The following is a 17,982-nucleotide window of genomic DNA, read 5'->3' as shown; positions in this document are numbered from 1 at the left end:
AAAAAACGGGCGATTCATTGTGAATCGCCCGTTTTTTTAGATTCTTGCTTTTTGTTCTCACTATTAAATTTTTTTGCTCTCTTTTTCATTGAATTCACCATATAACCGCCCTTGAAGGAGCGGAGCTCATAGGAAGTCATAAATGCTTTCGGTTCTATTTCCTCTACAATTTCCATTAGTTCCTGTTCTCTCGACCGTTTAGAGACGATATCCAAACGATAGCGGATTGAATTTAGGCCTTGTCCATTAAAGACGGTTACACCGAAGCCTGCATTTCTTAAAGCATTCACTAATTCATCCGATCTCTCATTAAGATTTACGTGATGAGTTACATATCCGATTGCCAGCCTGTTTTCAAGCTTTCCGCCTAAAAATAATCCAACGCTGAAACCTAAAACATAGGCAATAATGTTATAAATATTGGAAAGATCCTGAAATACGATACCGAGTGCGACAATGTAAATCGCAGCTTCCATAAGGCCGACTCCTGCTGCAGCCCTAGTTTGGTTTTTGACGAGAAAAATCGTCCTTAATGTAAGAATTGGCACGTATAGAATTTGCAGGATAAAAATTAAAAGCGGCTGTAAAAGCAAAAGGAAAACCCCATTTCTGTAGATGTACATGCAAGCAATAAGGACAGTATAGTACGTTTGCCTCCTCATGAAAAGAAGTTTTATCATTTTTCATGGTCATTTATGATTTATTTGATTTTAAGCGGTTTCCCTTTGTTCTTCTTTTTGAGGAATTCCGGATTAACTTGAACCTTCTCAGGGAAGATTAAAGAAACTTAAAACAATGGCGGGAAGGGAGAACAAATGGTGGACGGTCCAGCTATTCAAAGACCAAAAGGGAAAAATACAAGATGGGCAATATCCTCCCTTTTATGCAGCATGATCATTCTAAATTACTTTGACAGGGTCGCTATTGCTGTAGCAGCACCGGAGCTGCAGGCAAGTTTCCACCTTTCTGCAACAGAAATCGGACTCGTTTTTTCAATCTATAATTATGCTTATACCATGATGCAGCTACCAATCGGGTCAATGCTCGATAAATGGGGAGTATCCTGGATTACAAGAATTGGAATGGCTGTATGGAGTGTGTTAACCATTCTGTTTGCTTTTATAAGCGGCAAGCTTTTGCTGTACATGATCCGATTCTTTACAGGCATCATGAGTGCGTCTGCTTTTCCTGCTGCTTCCAAAGCTACAGCGAATTGGTTTCCTTACCATGAACGCGGTTTGGCCAACTCATTATTTGATGCATCAGCTAAATTTTCAAATGTTATCGGGGGGCCTCTCGTGGCGGTCTTCATTACATTTTATGACTGGAGAATTGCTTTTTTGGCGATCGGGGTTATCAATGTCCTGTTTACAGTTATTTTCTGGAGATATTATGACGAACCAGGTTATCACAAAAAGATAAGCGAGGAAGAGATTAACTACATTCAAAGATATGGGGCAGATGCTTCCAATCCTCCTGTCTATAAAGCAAAATATGTGTGGAAAAAACTTTTTAGCAGCAGGAAAATATGGGGTGTCACCATCGGATTTACAGGATACGGGTACACATTCAATCTTTTATTACTATGGCTGCCAACGTTTTTTAAAAATGAATTTCAGGTGGATTTACTATCTTCTTCCTTGCTCACGGCTATACCATGGCTGATCGCATCAGTAACAGGAGTCGCTGTAGGCGGGTTTCTGGTAGACCATTTAATTCGTCGGGGTATGAGGCCTGAACGTGTGTACAAGGGGGTTATCATCATCGGTATGCTGATTGGATTCTCTTTTCTGGGGGCTATATTTACAGGGAATCCAATATGGTCGATGATATTTATTTCAATTGGGCTTGCTGGAATATCGGCAACAGCTCCAGTAGGATGGACCATTGCCTCCAAAATATCTCCGCCTGGTGTCCAAGCTCAGACGAGTTCCATTGTGAACTTTTCCAACAATCTTTTTGGAGGCATCATAGCCGCTTCGCTTACAGGATATATTGCCGATCTCACCGGGTCCTTTAATGTATCATTTTTCATTGCGGGAGCTGTTCTCGCAATCGGTCTGTTTTTTTATACATATGTTTTGGGTGATATCAAAACAATTGAGTTTAATGAAGACCACTCGGATTGAAATAAGCCAAGCGGGTGCAATGGAACGAGGATTAGTTTCAGAAGGCCTTCTTTCGACATACAAAGCAGCGCTTATTTGCTGGAGCTCTGTTAAACTTGCCTGCTGATTGCAGTTAGCAGGCGCATTTCTTGATTTGGGCAGGCCGGTGCGGGGTTTCACTTGTCCCGCGGCTATTAGCAGCAGTCTTACACAAAGCCTTGTTTTAAACATGATGCATTGGTGGTATGGATAAGAAAGAAGGGGGAGATTATTTGCAGCATGTCGTTTTCTATGATGCACAATGTCCGTTATGCTTTTATTTGAAGAAATTCCTCTCATCATTAGATTGGAACCAAAGAATCAGGTGGTCTTCCGTTCAAACCATTGAAGATACACCGTATGCATTCTTAAGAAACCGTCCGCTTCTTAAAGAAATTCACATGATTACAAATGAAGGGGATGTCCTGGCAGGTGCCCATACCATACGGAAAATATTCCTCTCAATGCCTTTAACCAAGCTGGCTGGTTTTGTTTTATACGTTTCATTCGTTATGAATCTGGCAGAAGCCTTTTATAAAAAAGTGTCTGCGAGCAGGGTCAAATGGTTTGGGCGCTATAATCAGCCGCGAATTGAATAGCATGATCAAAGCAGGTCCGTCAAAAACTGGGGACCTGTTTTTTTATGCCATTGCTTAATAGGGAGAAGGGGGGGTCTGTAAAGCAAATAGTATATGCAGAGATTTAGTTTTGCATGTCCGGTGGAGGCAGGGATACGCTTAGCTGAAATTGGACTGGACGATCCTCTTTATGTGCCAATTAGTTTAGGTAATTTCAAAAAGATGGTACAATATACACATGCTTCATTTTTCTTAAGTGGTAAAATCTATAGTTGTTCATTCCATAATTTATTAATTCATGGAATGAATGGATTGAACTTTTCAGGAAAAGTGAATGAAACATTTTCCTTCTTTCATACGTTATACAGGGGAGAAAGAAATAAATAGTGGATTGGGAGAGAGAGCAATTGCTAAAACAAACAGCCATTGTGCTTGGACTGATGCTTGCCGGAGGATGTGCAGCAGCAGGGGGCAGCGCAAAGGAAGTCAGTAAACCTGAAAATCTAGTGAACAAAGAGACGATGCTTGAATCTAAAAACTTCAGCCGTAAAGTTGAGCTTGTTGATGAGCGAACGAAAGAGGTTCTTTATACGTACGATTCCTCCAAAGGAGAAATAGATGCGGATGCAGTAGCAGATGACCTGGCCAAAAAAATTGATCAGCCCATGGTACCGGCAAAGCTGAGTGCAGATGGCCAGTTTTCACAAGGGCAAAAAAGGGTTGTTCTGAATGAAAAAGAGACGTCAGGCATCCTGAAAAACTTAAGCGCATATGAAAGCCGTATTTTTCTTCCTATTGAAGTGAGTGCACCCAATGTTAAAGAGCAAGATATCAATGGAATCACCAATAATGTAATCGGAGAATTCAAAACGGTTTTTAACCCTTCAGTTAAGGGCAGGGTTCATAATATAAAATTATCGTCTAATTCCATCAACAATATTGTTCTCGGACCTGGTGACCGCTTTTACTACAATTTAATTGTAGGAGAGCGATCGGAAGCCAGAGGCTATCAGAAGGCTTTAGAAATTGTAAATAAAGAATTTGTAGAAGGAATCGGCGGAGGAATCTGCCAGACCTCTTCGACGCTCTATAACGCAGTTGAAAATGCCGGACTTGGTATTTTGGAACTTCACCACCACTCAAAGCAGGTCGGATATGTTCCGAAAGATAGAGACGCTACTGTTTCATGGGGCGGACCCGATTTTAAATTCGTTAATAACAAGAATTTTCCAGTTCTAATCCGTTCAACAGTGGACGAAGTAAATGGTTCAATTACGATACAAGTTCTCAGTGCTTCCAAACAGGCTTAAGGGTAAACACAGTAAAGGAGCTTTCCCAGTTCCGTCTCACGGAGACGGGGGGAAGCTCCTTTCTTTTTTAATAGCTATGTTAAAGCATGTTGCTGATACTTAACAGCTGTTGATTGGAGCGGAAGCTGTGAGACTCCCGCGGAAAGCGAACGACTGCTAGCTGCAATCAACAGCCAGGTTTAACAGCGCTTTTAAAGAAAGCATGAAAAACAATAAAAACGAACGATTACGAACCTCTATACCAGAGATTCAAATAATCGTTCGGTTTTTTTATTAGCCGAAAACCTTTTGTTCCAGTTTCGTTTTTTGTTCATTATCAGCCATATTATTTCCTTTTTGATAAATGACAGGGCAGTCTTTCATGGATTTCGGTTAATTAAATGTCACGAATATCCATGATTGCTTCGCTGCCGAAATGTTCACTCTCTAAAACTTGTACCAGCTTTTCTGCTGCGTAGCCTGGTGTATAAAGCTTTCCTTCTTCTTTTAACTGGATAAACCGGTCTTGTTCAGGGAATTTCCCTTTTTCCAGATTGCGGATATCTTCCTGCATACCTGTATCAATCACTCCAGGCGCGATGGATACGCATTTCACGCCATTTTGCTTATCTTTCTGTTCTGCAGCAACACATCTTGTAAAATGGTCAAGCCCGGCTTTTGAGGAACAATAGCTGCTCCATCCTATATATGGTTTTCTAGCCGCACCAGAGGAAATGTTCATTATTTTCTTTGCAGACTGGCAGCCTTCTGTTCGTTTGATAAATTCAGAAGTTAAAATCATGGGAGCCATTAGGTTTAAAGACACGTTCCGGCTGATGTCAGAAGCAGAAGCAGACTCGGAAGGGGCAACCGGATGCACGATGCCAGCGTTGTTAATGAGAGAAATGTCAGATTGACCGGAAAGGCTGATTTTTGAGAAAACATGTTCCATTACGGAAGGAATTTTATCAGTATTTGTCAAATCAGCGAGAATCTCATGAAATTCCGAATTTGTTTTTTTTGCTGTTTGCTGAAGCATTGTATTCTCTGTTCTTGAAATTCCGACCACGGTGTGCCCGTGACGAATGAATTGCAGAGCCAGTGCTTCTCCAAGGCCTTTTGAAGTCCCTGTTATAATATATGTTTTCATCGTCATGCCTCCTGCATCCTGTGATAAAATGAGTAAAATATGATCGATTTCACTATAACGCATCAAAAGGAGAGATTGCCAGTGATTGCCCGTAAAAATTGGCCTTCAGGAAAAATAGTTATGATAGGGGACAGTATCACGGATTCGGGACGAAAATCAGATCCCGAGGAGCTTGGCAGCGGATATGTCCGCATGCTGAGAGACTTTTTTCTGCTGGATCGCACAGAAAGTGAATTAGTATTCTGCAATAAAGGAGTTAGCGGAAACCGCGTAACAGATCTTGCTGCCCGATGGGAAGAAGATGTCATAGATGAGCAGCCTGATTTTCTTTCCATCTCGATCGGTATTAATGATGTTTGGAGACAGCTTGACCAGCCGTCCAAAAAACAGGTTCTTCTTGATGAGTTCGCAGACGTTTATGGTCAGCTCTTAAAGGACGCACAATCCAAAACAGGTGCCCGACTTATACTCATGGAGCCTACGGTCATTGAAGAAGATCTTTCTTCAGAAGGAAACCAAAAACTTGTCCCGTACATCAATACAGTCAGAGCGCTCTCAGCAGCGTACAATGCCATTCTCGTTCCTTCACATCAGACGTTTACTCATTTTATCAGCCAGAGGAAAGGAGTTCCTCTAACTACAGATGGGGTTCATATGACGTCTTTAGGAAACATGCTTTTGGCTCATACGTGGATAGAAGCCGTAAGCGATGCTTTGAAATAAAATTTTTTCGGTATGGCGGCGAGTCTCCGCCGCTTTTTGCCTGCCTGTCAGCATTGGATCCACGTCTCCAGGAAGCGTCTGTCGTGCACACTCCATCGCTTGCGTAAAATCTGTGCATAGCAAAAAAGAACAGGCTGACTTTGGGCAGCCTGTTCTGTTTATTGGGCTATAACTTTAATTTCATCGTGATCAAGACTGTTTGTCCCATTCTCAAAGACAAGCTTTGTCACGAACTTATAAGACGTTTTTTCATCGGATAAGGGAAGATGCTCGGGCAGTCTGCATTTAAAAGAGATGGCGCGGTTCTCCTCAGCCATAACAGTTGAAGCCGTATAAATACAGTTATTTAAAATGTAGGAATCTTCCCCGTTTTGTGTTTTTACAAGATCCGATTCAATCCTTTTTAATTTCTGTTCGATCGTTCCCCCGTAAATATCGTATCTGCCGTGGATTACTTCTCCTTGTTTGTAAATATCACTGTTCAATACTAAATCGATTTTAGCAGCTCCGATTCCCAGACGGGACATCCATTTTCGTAATAGCATTTTGTCAACATCTCCAATTAATTTCGATATCATATATACGCATGCACAAATATAAAGGTTTCAGCCATTTTCATCATATTTACTCTATATAGGTAAAGAATATCAAATAGTGTGTTCAGGTTAAACCGAACGTTTTGTGACAAATACGATGGAATGATTCCACGATTCAAGCAGAATCTTTGATGAGTAAATTGAAACGTGCTAAGTTAAATGGCAGACTGCAGAGTACATAAGGGAACGGAGGTTTCAGTGTGATTTATATTACGGCATATATGAATGTAAAGCGAGAATACAGGGATACCTTTCTCGAAAAAGTTAAAGAACTGATAGAGCGTTCAAATGAAGAAGAGGGTAACTACAGCTATCGTCTATATGAAGAAGTGGATCAATCCAATCAGTTTGTCATGCTTGAACAGTGGAGAGATCAGCATGCGATTGATCTCCATAATCAATCCGAACATTTTCAGACCTTTTTCGACTTTGCCAAGAAAATTCTTAATGAGCCATTAACAATAAAACGTTTTATTAATGATGACGATTGAGGAAAGCGGCTGCCGTAAAATCGCGAAGATAGAAAATGATGGAAGCCGATACCCCCTGAATGCTCAATGGATGAGTACCCAGGGGGTTTGTTTTTTTACAAAATTGGTATAGGCTGATTGGAGCGGAAATGATAAAAATGAGGAAGAAGCTTTAATAAAGACTTGCTGGACGGCATCTTTTTGCCCGGATTAATTTACAGACTGCCGGTCGGTTTTTATACTATTTTAGGGAGGGATGTCGTGAAACAGTTCGTCAGGCGTATTCGCTCAGAACAATTGATCATTGAATCAGCCAAACAGCTTATTAATCAGAAAGGCTGCCAGAAGACAACGTTTGCAGAATTAATTCAATTAACAGGGCTTTCTAAAGGCGCCATCTATCATTACGTCAGCAGCAAAGACGATTTAATGGCGAAAGTGCTCAGCAGTTTACTGGAAGAAAGCAATGACCAATTTTTCTATAAACTTTCCGAAGGAGAAAAGGCTCTGCTGAATCCCTCAGATGTGCTGGCCGGGCAAATGAAGGCTATGGAAAAGCCGGATCAGATGATCGGGAAAATATTTGTCTATTTGATTTCAAGGATGGATCATCAGACTGCAAGAGATGCGCTTGATGATTTTTATGACAGCATGTTTCAGTTTGCCCTTCTTTGGATTCGTTCCGGACAAAAACATGGGACCATCCATCCCAATCTGGATCCCTCCAAAGCAGCTGAGCTTTATTTGCTTATGCTGGATGGGTTCAGGCTCCGTACAACTCTTTATCATTCATCATTTAAGCTGAGTTCTGAAGAGCTTTCTCCCATCCTGACCATGCTGTTCAGCCAGCAAAGCTTTCTGTCTGGTCCTGATTAAGCATATATAGAGCCTCAAGCGTGAAAACTTGGTACGATGGTTTCAATGATCAGTTGAGGAGGATTGAAGCGTAAATGACAAAAATGATAGAAGAATTTAAGACCTATTTGGAGCAATCAAAAAAAAATTCATCAGCCGAGAGCCTCAAAAAGATGGAAATGGCCATTCATGATCTTGAAGAGTCTGAAGAAGGGAAAGGACTCGAAACCGGTGATCAAGTCCCGGATTTTATTCTGCCTGATGCAAGTGGAAATCAGATCAGCATAGCCAATATTTTAAAAGAAGGACCGGCAGTGATTACATTTTACAGAGGGGGATGGTGTCCATACTGCAACATGGAATTAAGGGCTTATCAGTCCATTATCGATGAATTTCATGAAGCAGGCGTTCAATTGGTCGCCATCAGCCCGGAAAAACCAGACGCCTCTCTGGATACAAAAGAGAAAAATGAACTTTCCTTTCATGTTCTCAGCGATGAGGGAAATGAGACAGCGAGAGCGTTTAATCTTGTTTATCAGCTGCCCGAATATTTAATTGACGTGTACAAAGAAAAGGGGCTCGATATTCCCGGAGCGAATGGAGATGATTCATGGACGCTTCCTGTTTCTGCAACGTATATTGCCGATCAAAGCGGGAATATTGTCTATGCCTACACAAAAGCGGATTATAAAGACCGGATTGAACCAGCAGAAGTATTAGAAAAAGTAAAACAGCTGATTCATCAATAAAGATATCTTTTCCAAAGGCTAATGGGTGGAGGCGCTTCTCTTGAATGGAGCGGGAGTTTAGCACCTTCCGCTCCGGGAGATAAAAAGCAGCATCAGGCTTTAACAGAGCCTTTCCAAAAAGGGGGGATTGTTTTGAACGAAAAAAAGAAGGCAGGTCATTACGCAGCCAGTTATGTAAAAGATGGGATGACAATAGGACTTGGAACGGGCAGCACGGTTTATTTTACAATTGAAAAAATAGGAGAAATGGTCAAACAAGGAATGAAGATAAAAGGGATAGCGACGTCGAATAAAACTGCGCGTTTAGCCTATAACCTGAATATCCCGTTAATCGAATTGAACGACACAGAACGCATTGACCTCACAATTGATGGAGCAGACGAAATCGATTCTCATTTTAATGGAATAAAAGGCGGAGGAGGCGCTCTCCTCAGGGAAAAGCTTGTAGCCAATGCCTCGGATAAAATCATATGGGTGGCAGATCATACGAAGCTGGTTCAGCAGCTTGGTAAGTTTCCGCTTCCGGTTGAAGTCGTTCAATTTGGTTCCACTCATACCGCACGCCTGATGGAAAAAGAAGGACTCAATCCGGTTCTTCGCCTGAATTCAGCTGGAAAAGCTGTTTATACAGATAACGGGAATCTGATCTATGACCTACAGACAGAACCGATTAAAGAGCCTGAAAAGCTTGCAGGGATTATCAAACAGCTTCCTGGCGTTGTCGAACATGGGCTGTTCCTTCAGCATCCTCATGTTGTCATCACAGGAGTAAACGACAGTGTCGTAATACGGGAAAAAAAAGGAGTATCTGAATGAAAGCACTCACATTTTCACAATTCGGCGGACCCGAAGTACTAACCTATATAGAAATGGACAAACCTGTTTTGAAACGGGACGAAGTTCTCGTGAAAATGGAGGCCGCGGGGTTAAATTTTGCAGATATATACCGCCGGAAAGGCAACTACCATCTAGCAGGCAAACCGCCTTACATACTTGGCTATGAAGGTGCCGGAATTATAGAAAGAACGGGGGCTGACGTCACTGATTTCAAACCGGGGGACCGGATTGCATTTGCTGATGTCCCCTATGCAAATGCCGAGTTTACAGCCGTTCCATCTGAAAAGGCCGTTCCTCTTCCTGACGGAATTTCATTCGATACTGCGGCATCGGTTATGCTGCAGGGGTTAACGGCCCAATATTTGACTAGAGACAGCTACATGGTGAAACAAGGAGATGTGATCCTCGTTCATGCTGCTGCTGGCGGTGTTGGGCAACTATTGGTGCAGATGATCAAACTTATGGGAGGCAAAGCGATCGGTCTGACTTCATCTCCCGAGAAGAAAGAAGCAGCTGTAAAAGCAGGGGCAGATGAAGTGTTTCTATATGACGAAGACGAAGACTGGGTTGAAAAAACAATAGCCTTAACACAAGGTGAAGGCGCTGATGCTGTGTATGATTCTGTCGGTTCGACACTGGCGGACAGTTTTGCCGCCATCCGGAAGCTGGGAACGGCTGTTTTTTACGGAATGGCTGGAGGAGATCCGCTCCCGGTTGATCCGAGGATGCTGATGGACCAATCTAAAACGCTCACCGGCGGAGATTTGTGGAATGTCCTTACGTCAAAAGAAGAACGGTTATCGCGTTCTGCGGAACTTTTTAACTGGATTCTGGAAGGTCAAATCACTGTTCAGCCGCCTGTTGTTTTTTCATTGGAGCAGGGGGCAGATGCCCACCGTCTGCTTGAAAGCAGGAAAAGCACAGGGAAAATCCTGCTTAAGCCATAAATAACGTCCCCTTTCCAAATTGCATCCATAAAACATGGAAAAGATGGTACAATCAGGTATGGGGAGGGGTTATATGTCCGAGCAAAAAACAAAAAAGCGCGCGGCTAAAGGAAGACTGACCCTTATAGCGATTGCCGCAGCTCTGATCGGTTTATCCGGTGCCATTTATCTCTATATAAATCGGGCTTCTGTTCAAACGGATGAACATGCCCAGGCGGCACTGGGAGGAATGTCAGATCCATCCGCATATTTCTCGGCAAGCAGACAATGGGATGATGAAGCATTTCAAGAAATTATTCATTTCATGCTTCACCAAAAAGTAAAAGCAAAAGAAAAATGGGGCGCGGTGAAAATAACCGATGACCGGATTCAAAAGCTGGATGCGCTGCTGAAACAGCATCGCCCGCGTCTTGAAAATAGCGATATTTATGAGAAAATCCTTTCCAGCTGGGAACGGGAGGATTTTTCTGATGCTGTAAAAGATCACAATACCATCTGGGCACTTCAGGACGGTACAGTTGGAAAAGCGACCCGCCTTTTAACTCCTGAAGAAGAAAAAGCGTACATCAAGAAACAGAAGTTAAAATAATTCATAGATCCATTCAGGAGTCCGTTCAAGGATTCTCTCCCAAAACGGGATGTCATGATACATGTCTTTTGTAAGGATGCGGCTGGAGGAGAAATCCTTTTGCAGCTCCTTTTTAATTTCCGAAACAATAGGACCGGAATAAAAAAGACAGTTTGCCTCGTCATTTAAATAAACGCTCCGTTTATCCCAATTAGCTGTGCCGATATCCGCAAATTTGCCGTCTATGACCATGACTTTTCCATGGAAAAAGCCTTTCCTGTACAAATAAATGATCGCACCTTTTTCCAGAAGTTTCTTTGTCATGGGATAGCTGGGCGGCTTTGTAAACCAATAGTCCGGCTTATCGGGGATGAGCAATTCAACCTTTACCCCTCTATTAAGTGAATCCTCCAGCGCTTTCATAAGAGCGTCAGTCGGGATGAAGTAAGGGGTGGCAATCATAATGTGTGATGCTGATCTATTGATCCACTGCACCATTTTCTGTTCAAGATCGTCCCCGGTCGAAAAGACAAGCTCGTACTTCTCATGACCGTACCCGCTGTATGCTCCGGAATCAGTACTGCGAAGACGGATGTTCTGACCCGTATCTTCGTTCCAGTCCTTCAGGAATTGCTCTGCCATATAGGCAGAACCGCTGCCCGTCAGCCTGACATGATAATCACGCCAGTAACCAAACTTAGGATTGTTCCCCAAATATTCTTCTCCAATATTAAATCCTCCGATATACGATACGTTCCCATCCACCACCGCAATTTTCCGGTGATTTCGGTGATTGAGCCGGTAAAAAATGTGACGGGGCGACAGCGGTCTGCTTTTAACAAACAGGACACCGCTCATTTCAAGTTCTTTGATCATTTTTCTGGTCATATCGCTTCCGCCGATTGCATCAACAGAAAGCCTCACCTCAACGCCAGCTTCCGCTTTTTTCTGAAGCAGGGAAAGAAATTCGCGGCTGATTTTATCGTTGCGGATAATGAAAAACTGTATGTAGATGTATTTCTTTGCAAGCTTTATGTCATGAAAGAGGGAAGTGTATAGGGTTTTTCCTTCCGCAAAGAGAGAGGCATCTCCTTCTGAAACAGGAGCTGTATAGGCAGGATGCTTCCTGTTATAAGATTCAGCTCCCGCATCAATATCTTTTATCAGCATACTTACCATTCCGGTCATGGCGACAGCTGCAATTAAAAAGAATATAAAAAATTTTTTCAGCATCCTGCAGGTCTCCGTTCCAAGCGCATCATTTAAGGATTAGTATGTCACTAGAAGGAAGCACCATACAGGAAAGCCTTTATAAAAATAAGTCGGCAAGTCTCTTAAATGAATTTTTTTTGTCTTCAAACGAGTAGACATTTGTTAAAACCATCATTTCATCTGTTTCATATCGTTCTGCAAGATGGGTCAGTTCTTTTTTTACCTTATCAGGTCCGCCTATGACCATCCTCTTTCGATTAGCCGCAATCCTTTCTTTGTCAGACGCTGATAAAGAGGCAGCACGCGCTTCATCCATACTTGGAACTCTGCTGTCCAGGCCCTTTTCTACCCGAAGAAGCCATAAATCCTGGCTTAATGCCAGTTTCTCTGCCTCTTCATCCGATCTTCCGCAAATGACAAATACGGCAGCAAGGGATTGTGCGGTTTTTGAAAAATGGACCGGTGTGAAAGATTCACGGTATTTCCGGAAAGCCTGTTCCCCCCGGTCCGGCTTGATAAAATGCCCGAACACATAATTCAGACCAAGATTTCCAGTTTGAGCAGCGCTGTTTTCTCCCAGGCCGAGAACCCACATCGCAGGGGCAGTTTCTGTGAGCGGTGCAGCTTTTATTCCATGCGATGGATGGTCTGAAGGGATGGTATCCGTTATATAATAAATCAGATCATTCAGCTGCCGCGGGAATTCAGTAAGGCTTCTCTGGAAACCATCCAGCAATGCCTGACGGACTTTTTGAGTCCCGCCGGGGGAACGGCCGATGCCAAGATCGATTCGGCCGGGAAAAAGGGCTTCGAGCTGACGGAAGTTTTCTGCCACTTTATAGGAGCTGTACTGCGGAAGCAAAATTCCGCCGGAACCGACGCGGATGCGCTTTGTTTTGGAAGCAATATGAGAAATCAGAATTTCCGGAGAAGTACTGGCCAGTCCTCTCGTTCCGTGATGCTCGGCAAACCAATACCTTGTATAGCCAAGGCTTTCTGCCATCTGTGCAAGTTCGGCTGTTTGTTCTAGTGTCTCGGACACTCTTTTGTTTTTTGAAACAGGAACTTGATCAAGAATACTAAGTTTCATTTGAAATTCCTTCCCTGCATGTTTTTTTGTAGAATGCCATAAATGGAAACTCTCATGCAAGAAGGAAGCTCCAGTGTTTTCTGGAGTTCTAATTAGGGAATAAATTAACATTTGATAAAAAGGAGGCTATTTATGCAAACAATTTCTGCTTCTTTGCTTACAAAAGAGGATATGACCAATCCTGAAATGGTGCCGGACTGGCTGCTGAAAGAATACCAAACATTCCATCATGTCGTGACGGATGCTGAATTTCCCTGCTATTTCGGAATGAAGGCTGAAAAGAAAGGTGAATTGCGTTATGCATACATATCCAGAGAGGATTGGACGAATCTCCCGAAAGCAGTCGGGCAGTTCCTCGCCTTATTTAAAGAACCCCCATATATCCGGCATGGCCTATTTGTCTTTATGGAGCCTGAACAGACGGAAGGAGACATTGAACTGTACCGGAAACGATTTTGGGATATCCTCCAGTATTTGCATGAACAGGATCCTAAGCCGTGGCCAGAGGAAGCGCCTAAAGACCCTGAGCATCATTTATGGGATTTTCATTTTGAAGGGAAGCCGTTCTTCGTTTTCGGAAATGCACCTGCATACAAACAGAGGAAAACAAGGAACTTAGGAAGCAGTCTTATACTTGGTTTTCAGCCCCGGATGATTTTCGAAGGTCTTGAAGGCACCGAAAAAGGCGGAATTATGTCCCGGGAAAAAGTGCGGGAGCGTGTTGAAAAATGGGATCAGCTTCCGAAACATCCTGATATAAGCCATTATGGTGATGAAAACCATAATGAGTGGAAGCAGTATTTTATCGGAGATGATGTGGAGCCGATTAAAGGGAAGTGTCCGTTTTTTCATAAGTAGCAGAGGCTCTCTCCAAGCAAGTTTAAACCCAAGAATGCTCGCTGTTTGAGTGTTCCTGGGTTATTTAGGTTCGGATGGAAACCGATGTGGCTCAACAGGGCTTGGAGTCCCCTGTTAGAGATTTAAAGCAGTTAAACGGGTACATAAATTGTATAAATTTGGGGAAGTGAGGGATTAATGGTAGAATAATAGAGACTAAATTCCTTATGGATAAAAAGGGAGATGGACCTGTGGGTGTTTCATTGCGTAAAGGGCAAAAAGTAGATTTGACCAAAACAAATCCCGGCCTTTCTAAAATTGCCGTCGGTTTAGGCTGGGATGTTAATCAAATGGGCGGTGCTTCATTTGATCTGGATGCTTCCGTATTCCTGCTCGGACAAAATGGCAAAGTTCCTTCAGACAGTGATTTCATTTTTTATAATAATCCAAACGGTGCATCGGGCTCTGTTTTATATTGCGGGGATAACCGGACAGGAGCGGGTTCGCAGGATGACGAACTCATCCGGATTGACTTAAACCGGGTACCCGCGCAATTTCAAAAAATTGCTTTTACGATCACCATTCATGATGCAGCGGAGAAAAGACAAAATTTCGGTCAAATCTCCAATGCTTACGTGAGGATTTTCAGTGAAGATACAGGGGAAGAATTCATCCGGTATCAGCTGGGACATGAATTTTCTGTAGAAACCGCCATCGTAGCAGCTGAATTATACAGGCATCAGTCAGAATGGAAGTTTAACGCAATCGGAAGCGGATTCGGCGGTGGACTTGCAGCCTTGTGCAGCAACTTCGGAGTCACGGTGGATGATGAGCCGGCCCCGCAGCCTGGATACATACAACACAATCAGCCTTCAGCTGGCGGATTTCAGCAAAACCATCAAAATCAGTATGCGAATCAGAATCAGGGCTATTCGTCGGGTGTCTATCAGGAGAGTCCGCCGGTAAGCTCTAATCCCTATCAGCAAAACGCTCCCAGCGTTCAGCCTTACTCAGGAACATATGGAAATGGGCATCAGCAGTACCAGAACAGTCCTACTCAGACAGCGAACAGGACTACTGCCTGTCCAAGATGCCATTCTCAAAATGTAGGGGCCGGGAAAAAAGGATTTGGAATCGGCAAAGCTGCATTAGGAGGTTTGGTTCTTGGTCCTGTTGGGCTTCTGGGCGGATTTATCGGGGGAAGCAAGATTCAGTTTACTTGCCATCAATGCGCCTATAAATGGTCTCCGGACCAGAAAGACTTCGCTGCATGGGCGAACGAGCAAAAACGAAATGCCCAAGAACTGCTGCAGCGATTTAAAAGCCAGGATGTAATGGATGCAATCGTCGCAGGATGTGCGCTGGTCAGTCTTGCAGACGGCCATATTTCACCTGCGGAAAGGCAAAAAGTAAATGAGTTTTTTAACAACAGCCAGGAACTTCGTGTGTTTGATACAGCGAAGGTCAACCAGCGATTCAACCAGTTTGCCATGAATTTGGAAAGGGACTGGATGAGCGGCCATGCAGAGGCGATGAGAGTCCTTGGAAATATCAGAAGCAAGCCGGAGGTTGGAAGGCTTGTCGTCCGGTACTGCGTAGCGCTAGGCTTCGCTGATGGGAATTTCGATCCGTCAGAAAAACAGGCCGTTGCCGATATCTGCCGTGAGCTGGGATTAAATCCGTCTGAATTTTTATCGTAAGTCCATTAAAACGTGTTTCCCAGGGAGAGTCTGGAAATCTGTTCTTATGTTCATGGGAAAAGGATACACCGGTAAAAGGGAAAGAGGCTGGACAAAAGGTTTCCGGCTAATAAAAAAACCGAACGATTATTTGAAACTCTGATATAGAGCTTCGTAATCGTTCGGTTTTACTGTTTTTCATGCTTTTTTCAAAGGCTAAGTTAAAGCGTGTTATAGTTTTTAAACACCTATTGATTGAAGCGGAAGGCGTGAGACTCGTGCTGAGAGCAGCGGGACAGGTGAGACCCCTCAGCTGCGAAGCCAGGAGGAGGCTCACCGCCCGCCCAAGGATAAGCGAACGAATCAACAGCCAAATTTAACAGTGCTTTTTCAAGAGAAATATTCGGCTTAAGGACAAAAATTATAGTTATGTCCCAGCCTCTTTTTATGGACTTGATGGCTGAACCTTAATCGACGCTTCATCTGTATCATCACTATCGATAATCGCTTCGGGAAGCCCTGTATACTTAGCCCAGTAGAATATTCCAACAGAACCGGCTGCAATAAGAATCAAGTCCAGGGGATTGGAGAGTATTTTAAGTCCTCCTCCAAAAGATCCGGTGTATGAAAAGATCAGCATCATGATATAGTAGCCGATCAGCCACCACGATGACTTAAGCTGCTGGGACAGGCTCACTTCTTTTGTTGGAACGTATTTCGAAAACAAAAGATAGACAATGAACATAACAAGCTGGGAGGCCAGCAGCCACGAAATAGTGTTCCATCCTGACCAGTAAACTATATAAGATGCGAAAATGAAGGAAACAGGAGCGATGATGCTCATTCCCTTTAATTTAAACGGTCTTTCCAGATTTTTCGCATTGACTCTGAATGCAGCAGATGAAATAGGGGCAATCGCGTAAGACAAGATCAGCGCCACGGAGCATACATTCACAAGCGCATTCCATGATGGAAATGGCAGAGTCCAGAAAATAGAAAGTCCCAGTGAGAGCCAGAGTGAGGACCTTGGAATACCGGTTTTTTCGTCGATTTTGGAGAAGGTCTGAAAGAGCGTTCCGTTTCTGGACCATGCATAAACAAGCCTGGCTGTTGTATTCATAAAAATATTTCCGTTTCCTCCAGGAGAAAGGATGGCATCAAATACAACAAGAAAAGCAAGCCAGCCGAGACCAAGAACGACAGCAATATCTTTAAATGGAAGGGCAAATTCTTTCTGGATGCTTTCCCATCCGGAAGAAAGCATGTCCGTCGGGATTGCTCCTATAAACAGCACTTGGAGAGCTGTATAAATCGCAGCGGCAAGAATGATGCAGAGAAAAAGAGCGATCGGAATGTTTCGCTGCGGATTTTTCACTTCGCTCGCTACAGAGACAATGGGATGAAGACCCAGATAGGCAAACATGACCCCGCCTGTAGAAATGGCTGCCTGAATGCCATTGAAACCCGAAGGTGCAAATCCTGCTGCCGTAAAGTTTGCAGATTTAAAATAAAAAATAAGCACGACAATAATGGTGAGCGGGACAAAGTATTTAAAAATCGAAATAATGATATTCGATTTTGCAAATGTTTTAACGCTCCAATAGTTCAAAAGGAAAAAGATGCACAAAAGGACGAATTGAAGAATCCAGCCTGAAAGGGTTGGAGAATCGGACCCTTTCACGGTCAAACCGGGAAGCCAGAATGCCACATATTGCCTCACGGCCGTCACTTCAATCGAAATCAGACTCGTATAAGCGATAATGGTGATGAATGAAATCATATATCCGACAAGATGGCCATGTGAATACACAGGGTAGCGGATGATGCCGCCTGTTCTTGGAAGTGCAGCACCAAGCTCAGCATAGACAAAGCCAATTAATAAAATGATGACCCCGCCGATAACCCAGGAGAAACTCCCCGCAGGACCGGCTTTGGACGCTACATTGCTTACGGCAAAAAGCCAGGCAGAACCGAAAATGGCTCCAAGACCAATCAGCGTTAAATCAAGCAGAGATATTGTTTTCTTAAATTTTCCCTGATCTGCCACTATAACTCCTCCTTATATACAAATCCTTCTAATTAAAGTGTTTTCTTTAAGGAGTGAAATTATCCGGGAACTTTCCGGGCATCAAAAAACCGCACACATCTATGAATGTATGCGGTTCATCTATGGAATAAGTAAGAGAATGAAGGGATAACGGATAAGGGTAAGAGGATGATTATGCTTTTGCTTTATATAAATGACTAACGGCTTT

The 17,982-nt window shown here is 43.2% G+C and carries 18 protein-coding genes; 12 read left to right on the top strand and 6 right to left on the bottom strand.

What is annotated here, in order from left to right; genetic code table 11:
* Window positions 1-14 precede the first annotated feature (14 nt).
* Window positions 15-623, bottom strand: a complete 609-nt coding sequence (locus CEF21_RS12820; protein WP_123920216.1) for a DUF2179 domain-containing protein — start codon at window positions 621-623, stop codon at window positions 15-17.
* 192 nt (window positions 624-815) lie between these two features.
* Between CEF21_RS12820 and CEF21_RS12815 the strand changes: the two genes are divergently transcribed.
* From CEF21_RS12815 to CEF21_RS12805, 3 genes are all read left to right on the top strand, one after another.
* Complete coding sequence (locus tag CEF21_RS12815) at window positions 816-2,129, top strand: MFS transporter (protein WP_123916930.1); 1,314 nt, start codon at window positions 816-818, stop codon at window positions 2,127-2,129.
* Window positions 2,130-2,380: 251 nt separating this feature from the next.
* A complete protein-coding gene (locus tag CEF21_RS12810) occupies window positions 2,381-2,746 on the top strand; it encodes a thiol-disulfide oxidoreductase DCC family protein (protein ID WP_164462178.1) in 366 nt (121 codons plus the stop codon).
* Window positions 2,747-3,132: 386 nt separating this feature from the next.
* A complete protein-coding gene (locus CEF21_RS12805; RefSeq protein WP_123916926.1) occupies window positions 3,133-4,035 on the top strand; it encodes a VanW family protein in 903 nt (300 codons plus the stop codon).
* A gap of 376 nt (window positions 4,036-4,411) precedes the next feature.
* Here the strand turns inward: CEF21_RS12805 and CEF21_RS12800 are convergent, their stop codons facing one another.
* Window positions 4,412-5,164, bottom strand: a complete 753-nt coding sequence (locus CEF21_RS12800) for a (S)-benzoin forming benzil reductase (protein WP_164462177.1) — start codon at window positions 5,162-5,164, stop codon at window positions 4,412-4,414.
* Between the two features lie 81 nt (window positions 5,165-5,245).
* On the opposite strand from CEF21_RS12800, the gene CEF21_RS12795 reads away from it, so the two are divergent.
* Window positions 5,246-5,887 (top strand): SGNH/GDSL hydrolase family protein, encoded by a 642-nt coding sequence (locus CEF21_RS12795; RefSeq protein ID WP_241156672.1) that lies wholly within the window; start codon window positions 5,246-5,248, stop codon window positions 5,885-5,887.
* 158 nt (window positions 5,888-6,045) lie between these two features.
* Here the strand turns inward: CEF21_RS12795 and CEF21_RS12790 are convergent, their stop codons facing one another.
* Window positions 6,046-6,432, bottom strand: a complete 387-nt coding sequence (locus CEF21_RS12790) for a sporulation protein (RefSeq protein ID WP_164462176.1) — start codon at window positions 6,430-6,432, stop codon at window positions 6,046-6,048.
* A gap of 251 nt (window positions 6,433-6,683) precedes the next feature.
* Here CEF21_RS12790 and CEF21_RS12785 point away from each other — a divergent pair, with 251 nt between their 5' ends.
* The 6 genes from CEF21_RS12785 to CEF21_RS12760 all read left to right on the top strand — a co-directional run bounded on the left by CEF21_RS12785 (window position 6,684) and on the right by CEF21_RS12760 (window position 10,930).
* Window positions 6,684-6,974, top strand: coding sequence for a putative quinol monooxygenase (locus CEF21_RS12785; RefSeq protein WP_123916917.1), 291 nt, complete (start codon window positions 6,684-6,686; stop codon window positions 6,972-6,974).
* A gap of 240 nt (window positions 6,975-7,214) precedes the next feature.
* Entirely contained in the window at window positions 7,215-7,829 is a 615-nt protein-coding gene (locus tag CEF21_RS12780) for a TetR/AcrR family transcriptional regulator (protein ID WP_164462175.1), read from the top strand.
* A gap of 74 nt (window positions 7,830-7,903) precedes the next feature.
* Window positions 7,904-8,557 carry a peroxiredoxin-like family protein gene (locus CEF21_RS12775; RefSeq protein WP_123916913.1) on the top strand — a complete coding sequence of 218 codons (654 nt, stop codon included), beginning with the start codon at window positions 7,904-7,906 and terminating at the stop codon, window positions 8,555-8,557.
* Between the two features lie 132 nt (window positions 8,558-8,689).
* Window positions 8,690-9,373: a ribose-5-phosphate isomerase RpiA gene (gene rpiA, locus CEF21_RS12770; protein ID WP_123916911.1), complete on the top strand. Its 684-nt coding sequence runs from the start codon at window positions 8,690-8,692 to the stop codon at window positions 9,371-9,373.
* Entirely contained in the window at window positions 9,370-10,341 is a 972-nt protein-coding gene (locus tag CEF21_RS12765; protein WP_123916909.1) for a quinone oxidoreductase family protein, read from the top strand. The genes rpiA and CEF21_RS12765 overlap by 4 nt, the downstream gene beginning before the upstream one ends.
* A gap of 73 nt (window positions 10,342-10,414) precedes the next feature.
* Entirely contained in the window at window positions 10,415-10,930 is a 516-nt protein-coding gene (locus CEF21_RS12760) for a DUF6241 domain-containing protein (protein WP_123916907.1), read from the top strand.
* Here CEF21_RS12760 and CEF21_RS12755 read toward each other — a convergent pair.
* Both CEF21_RS12755 and CEF21_RS12750 read right to left on the bottom strand, forming a co-directional pair.
* The gene (locus CEF21_RS12755; RefSeq protein WP_123916905.1) at window positions 10,922-12,142 is read right to left on the bottom strand and encodes a phospholipase D-like domain-containing protein; all 1,221 of its coding nucleotides are present in this window, start codon (window positions 12,140-12,142) and stop codon (window positions 10,922-10,924) included. The two genes, CEF21_RS12760 and CEF21_RS12755, sit on opposite strands and share 9 nt — an antisense overlap.
* A 76-nt stretch (window positions 12,143-12,218) precedes the next feature.
* Window positions 12,219-13,211, bottom strand: a complete 993-nt coding sequence (locus tag CEF21_RS12750; RefSeq protein WP_123916903.1) for an LLM class flavin-dependent oxidoreductase — start codon at window positions 13,209-13,211, stop codon at window positions 12,219-12,221.
* Window positions 13,212-13,343: 132 nt separating this feature from the next.
* Here CEF21_RS12750 and CEF21_RS12745 point away from each other — a divergent pair, with 132 nt between their 5' ends.
* Together CEF21_RS12745 and CEF21_RS21725 are read left to right on the top strand one after the other, a co-directional pair.
* Window positions 13,344-14,069 carry a YqcI/YcgG family protein gene (locus tag CEF21_RS12745; RefSeq protein ID WP_123916901.1) on the top strand — a complete coding sequence of 242 codons (726 nt, stop codon included), beginning with the start codon at window positions 13,344-13,346 and terminating at the stop codon, window positions 14,067-14,069.
* A gap of 230 nt (window positions 14,070-14,299) precedes the next feature.
* On the top strand, window positions 14,300-15,748 hold the full coding sequence (locus tag CEF21_RS21725; RefSeq protein ID WP_123916900.1) for a TerD family protein: 1,449 nt from the start codon (window positions 14,300-14,302) through the stop codon (window positions 15,746-15,748).
* 424 nt (window positions 15,749-16,172) lie between these two features.
* Here CEF21_RS21725 and CEF21_RS12735 read toward each other — a convergent pair whose 3' ends face one another.
* On the bottom strand, window positions 16,173-17,774 hold the full coding sequence (locus CEF21_RS12735) for an APC family permease (protein ID WP_123916898.1): 1,602 nt from the start codon (window positions 17,772-17,774) through the stop codon (window positions 16,173-16,175).
* Between the last annotated feature and the right edge of the window lie 208 nt (window positions 17,775-17,982).

Origin of the sequence: Bacillus sp. FJAT-42376, assembly GCF_003816055.1 — a bacterium.
Lineage (GTDB): Bacteria > Bacillota > Bacilli > Bacillales > Bacillaceae > Metabacillus_B.
The sequence above is the reverse complement of the archived record's forward strand: the minus strand, read 5'-3'. Positions and strand labels throughout refer to the sequence as shown.

Excerpts from the sequence above, each read along its gene's own strand:
- CEF21_RS12765 (WP_123916909.1), top strand. The coding sequence starts at position 9,370 with ATGAAAGCACTCACATTTTCACAATTCGGCGGACCCGAAGTACTAACC.
- CEF21_RS12815 (WP_123916930.1), top strand. The coding sequence starts at position 816 with ATGGTGGACGGTCCAGCTATTCAAAGACCAAAAGGGAAAAATACAAGA.
- CEF21_RS12760 (WP_123916907.1), top strand. The coding sequence starts at position 10,415 with ATGTCCGAGCAAAAAACAAAAAAGCGCGCGGCTAAAGGAAGACTGACC.
- CEF21_RS12775 (WP_123916913.1), top strand. The coding sequence starts at position 7,904 with ATGACAAAAATGATAGAAGAATTTAAGACCTATTTGGAGCAATCAAAA.
- CEF21_RS12820 (WP_123920216.1), bottom strand. The coding sequence starts at position 623 with ATGTACATCTACAGAAATGGGGTTTTCCTTTTGCTTTTACAGCCGCTT.
- CEF21_RS12745 (WP_123916901.1), top strand. The coding sequence starts at position 13,344 with ATGCAAACAATTTCTGCTTCTTTGCTTACAAAAGAGGATATGACCAAT.
- CEF21_RS12750 (WP_123916903.1), bottom strand. The coding sequence starts at position 13,211 with ATGAAACTTAGTATTCTTGATCAAGTTCCTGTTTCAAAAAACAAAAGA.
- CEF21_RS12755 (WP_123916905.1), bottom strand. The coding sequence starts at position 12,142 with ATGCTGAAAAAATTTTTTATATTCTTTTTAATTGCAGCTGTCGCCATG.
- CEF21_RS12800 (WP_164462177.1), bottom strand. The coding sequence starts at position 5,164 with ATGAAAACATATATTATAACAGGGACTTCAAAAGGCCTTGGAGAAGCA.
- CEF21_RS12790 (WP_164462176.1), bottom strand. The coding sequence starts at position 6,432 with ATGCTATTACGAAAATGGATGTCCCGTCTGGGAATCGGAGCTGCTAAA.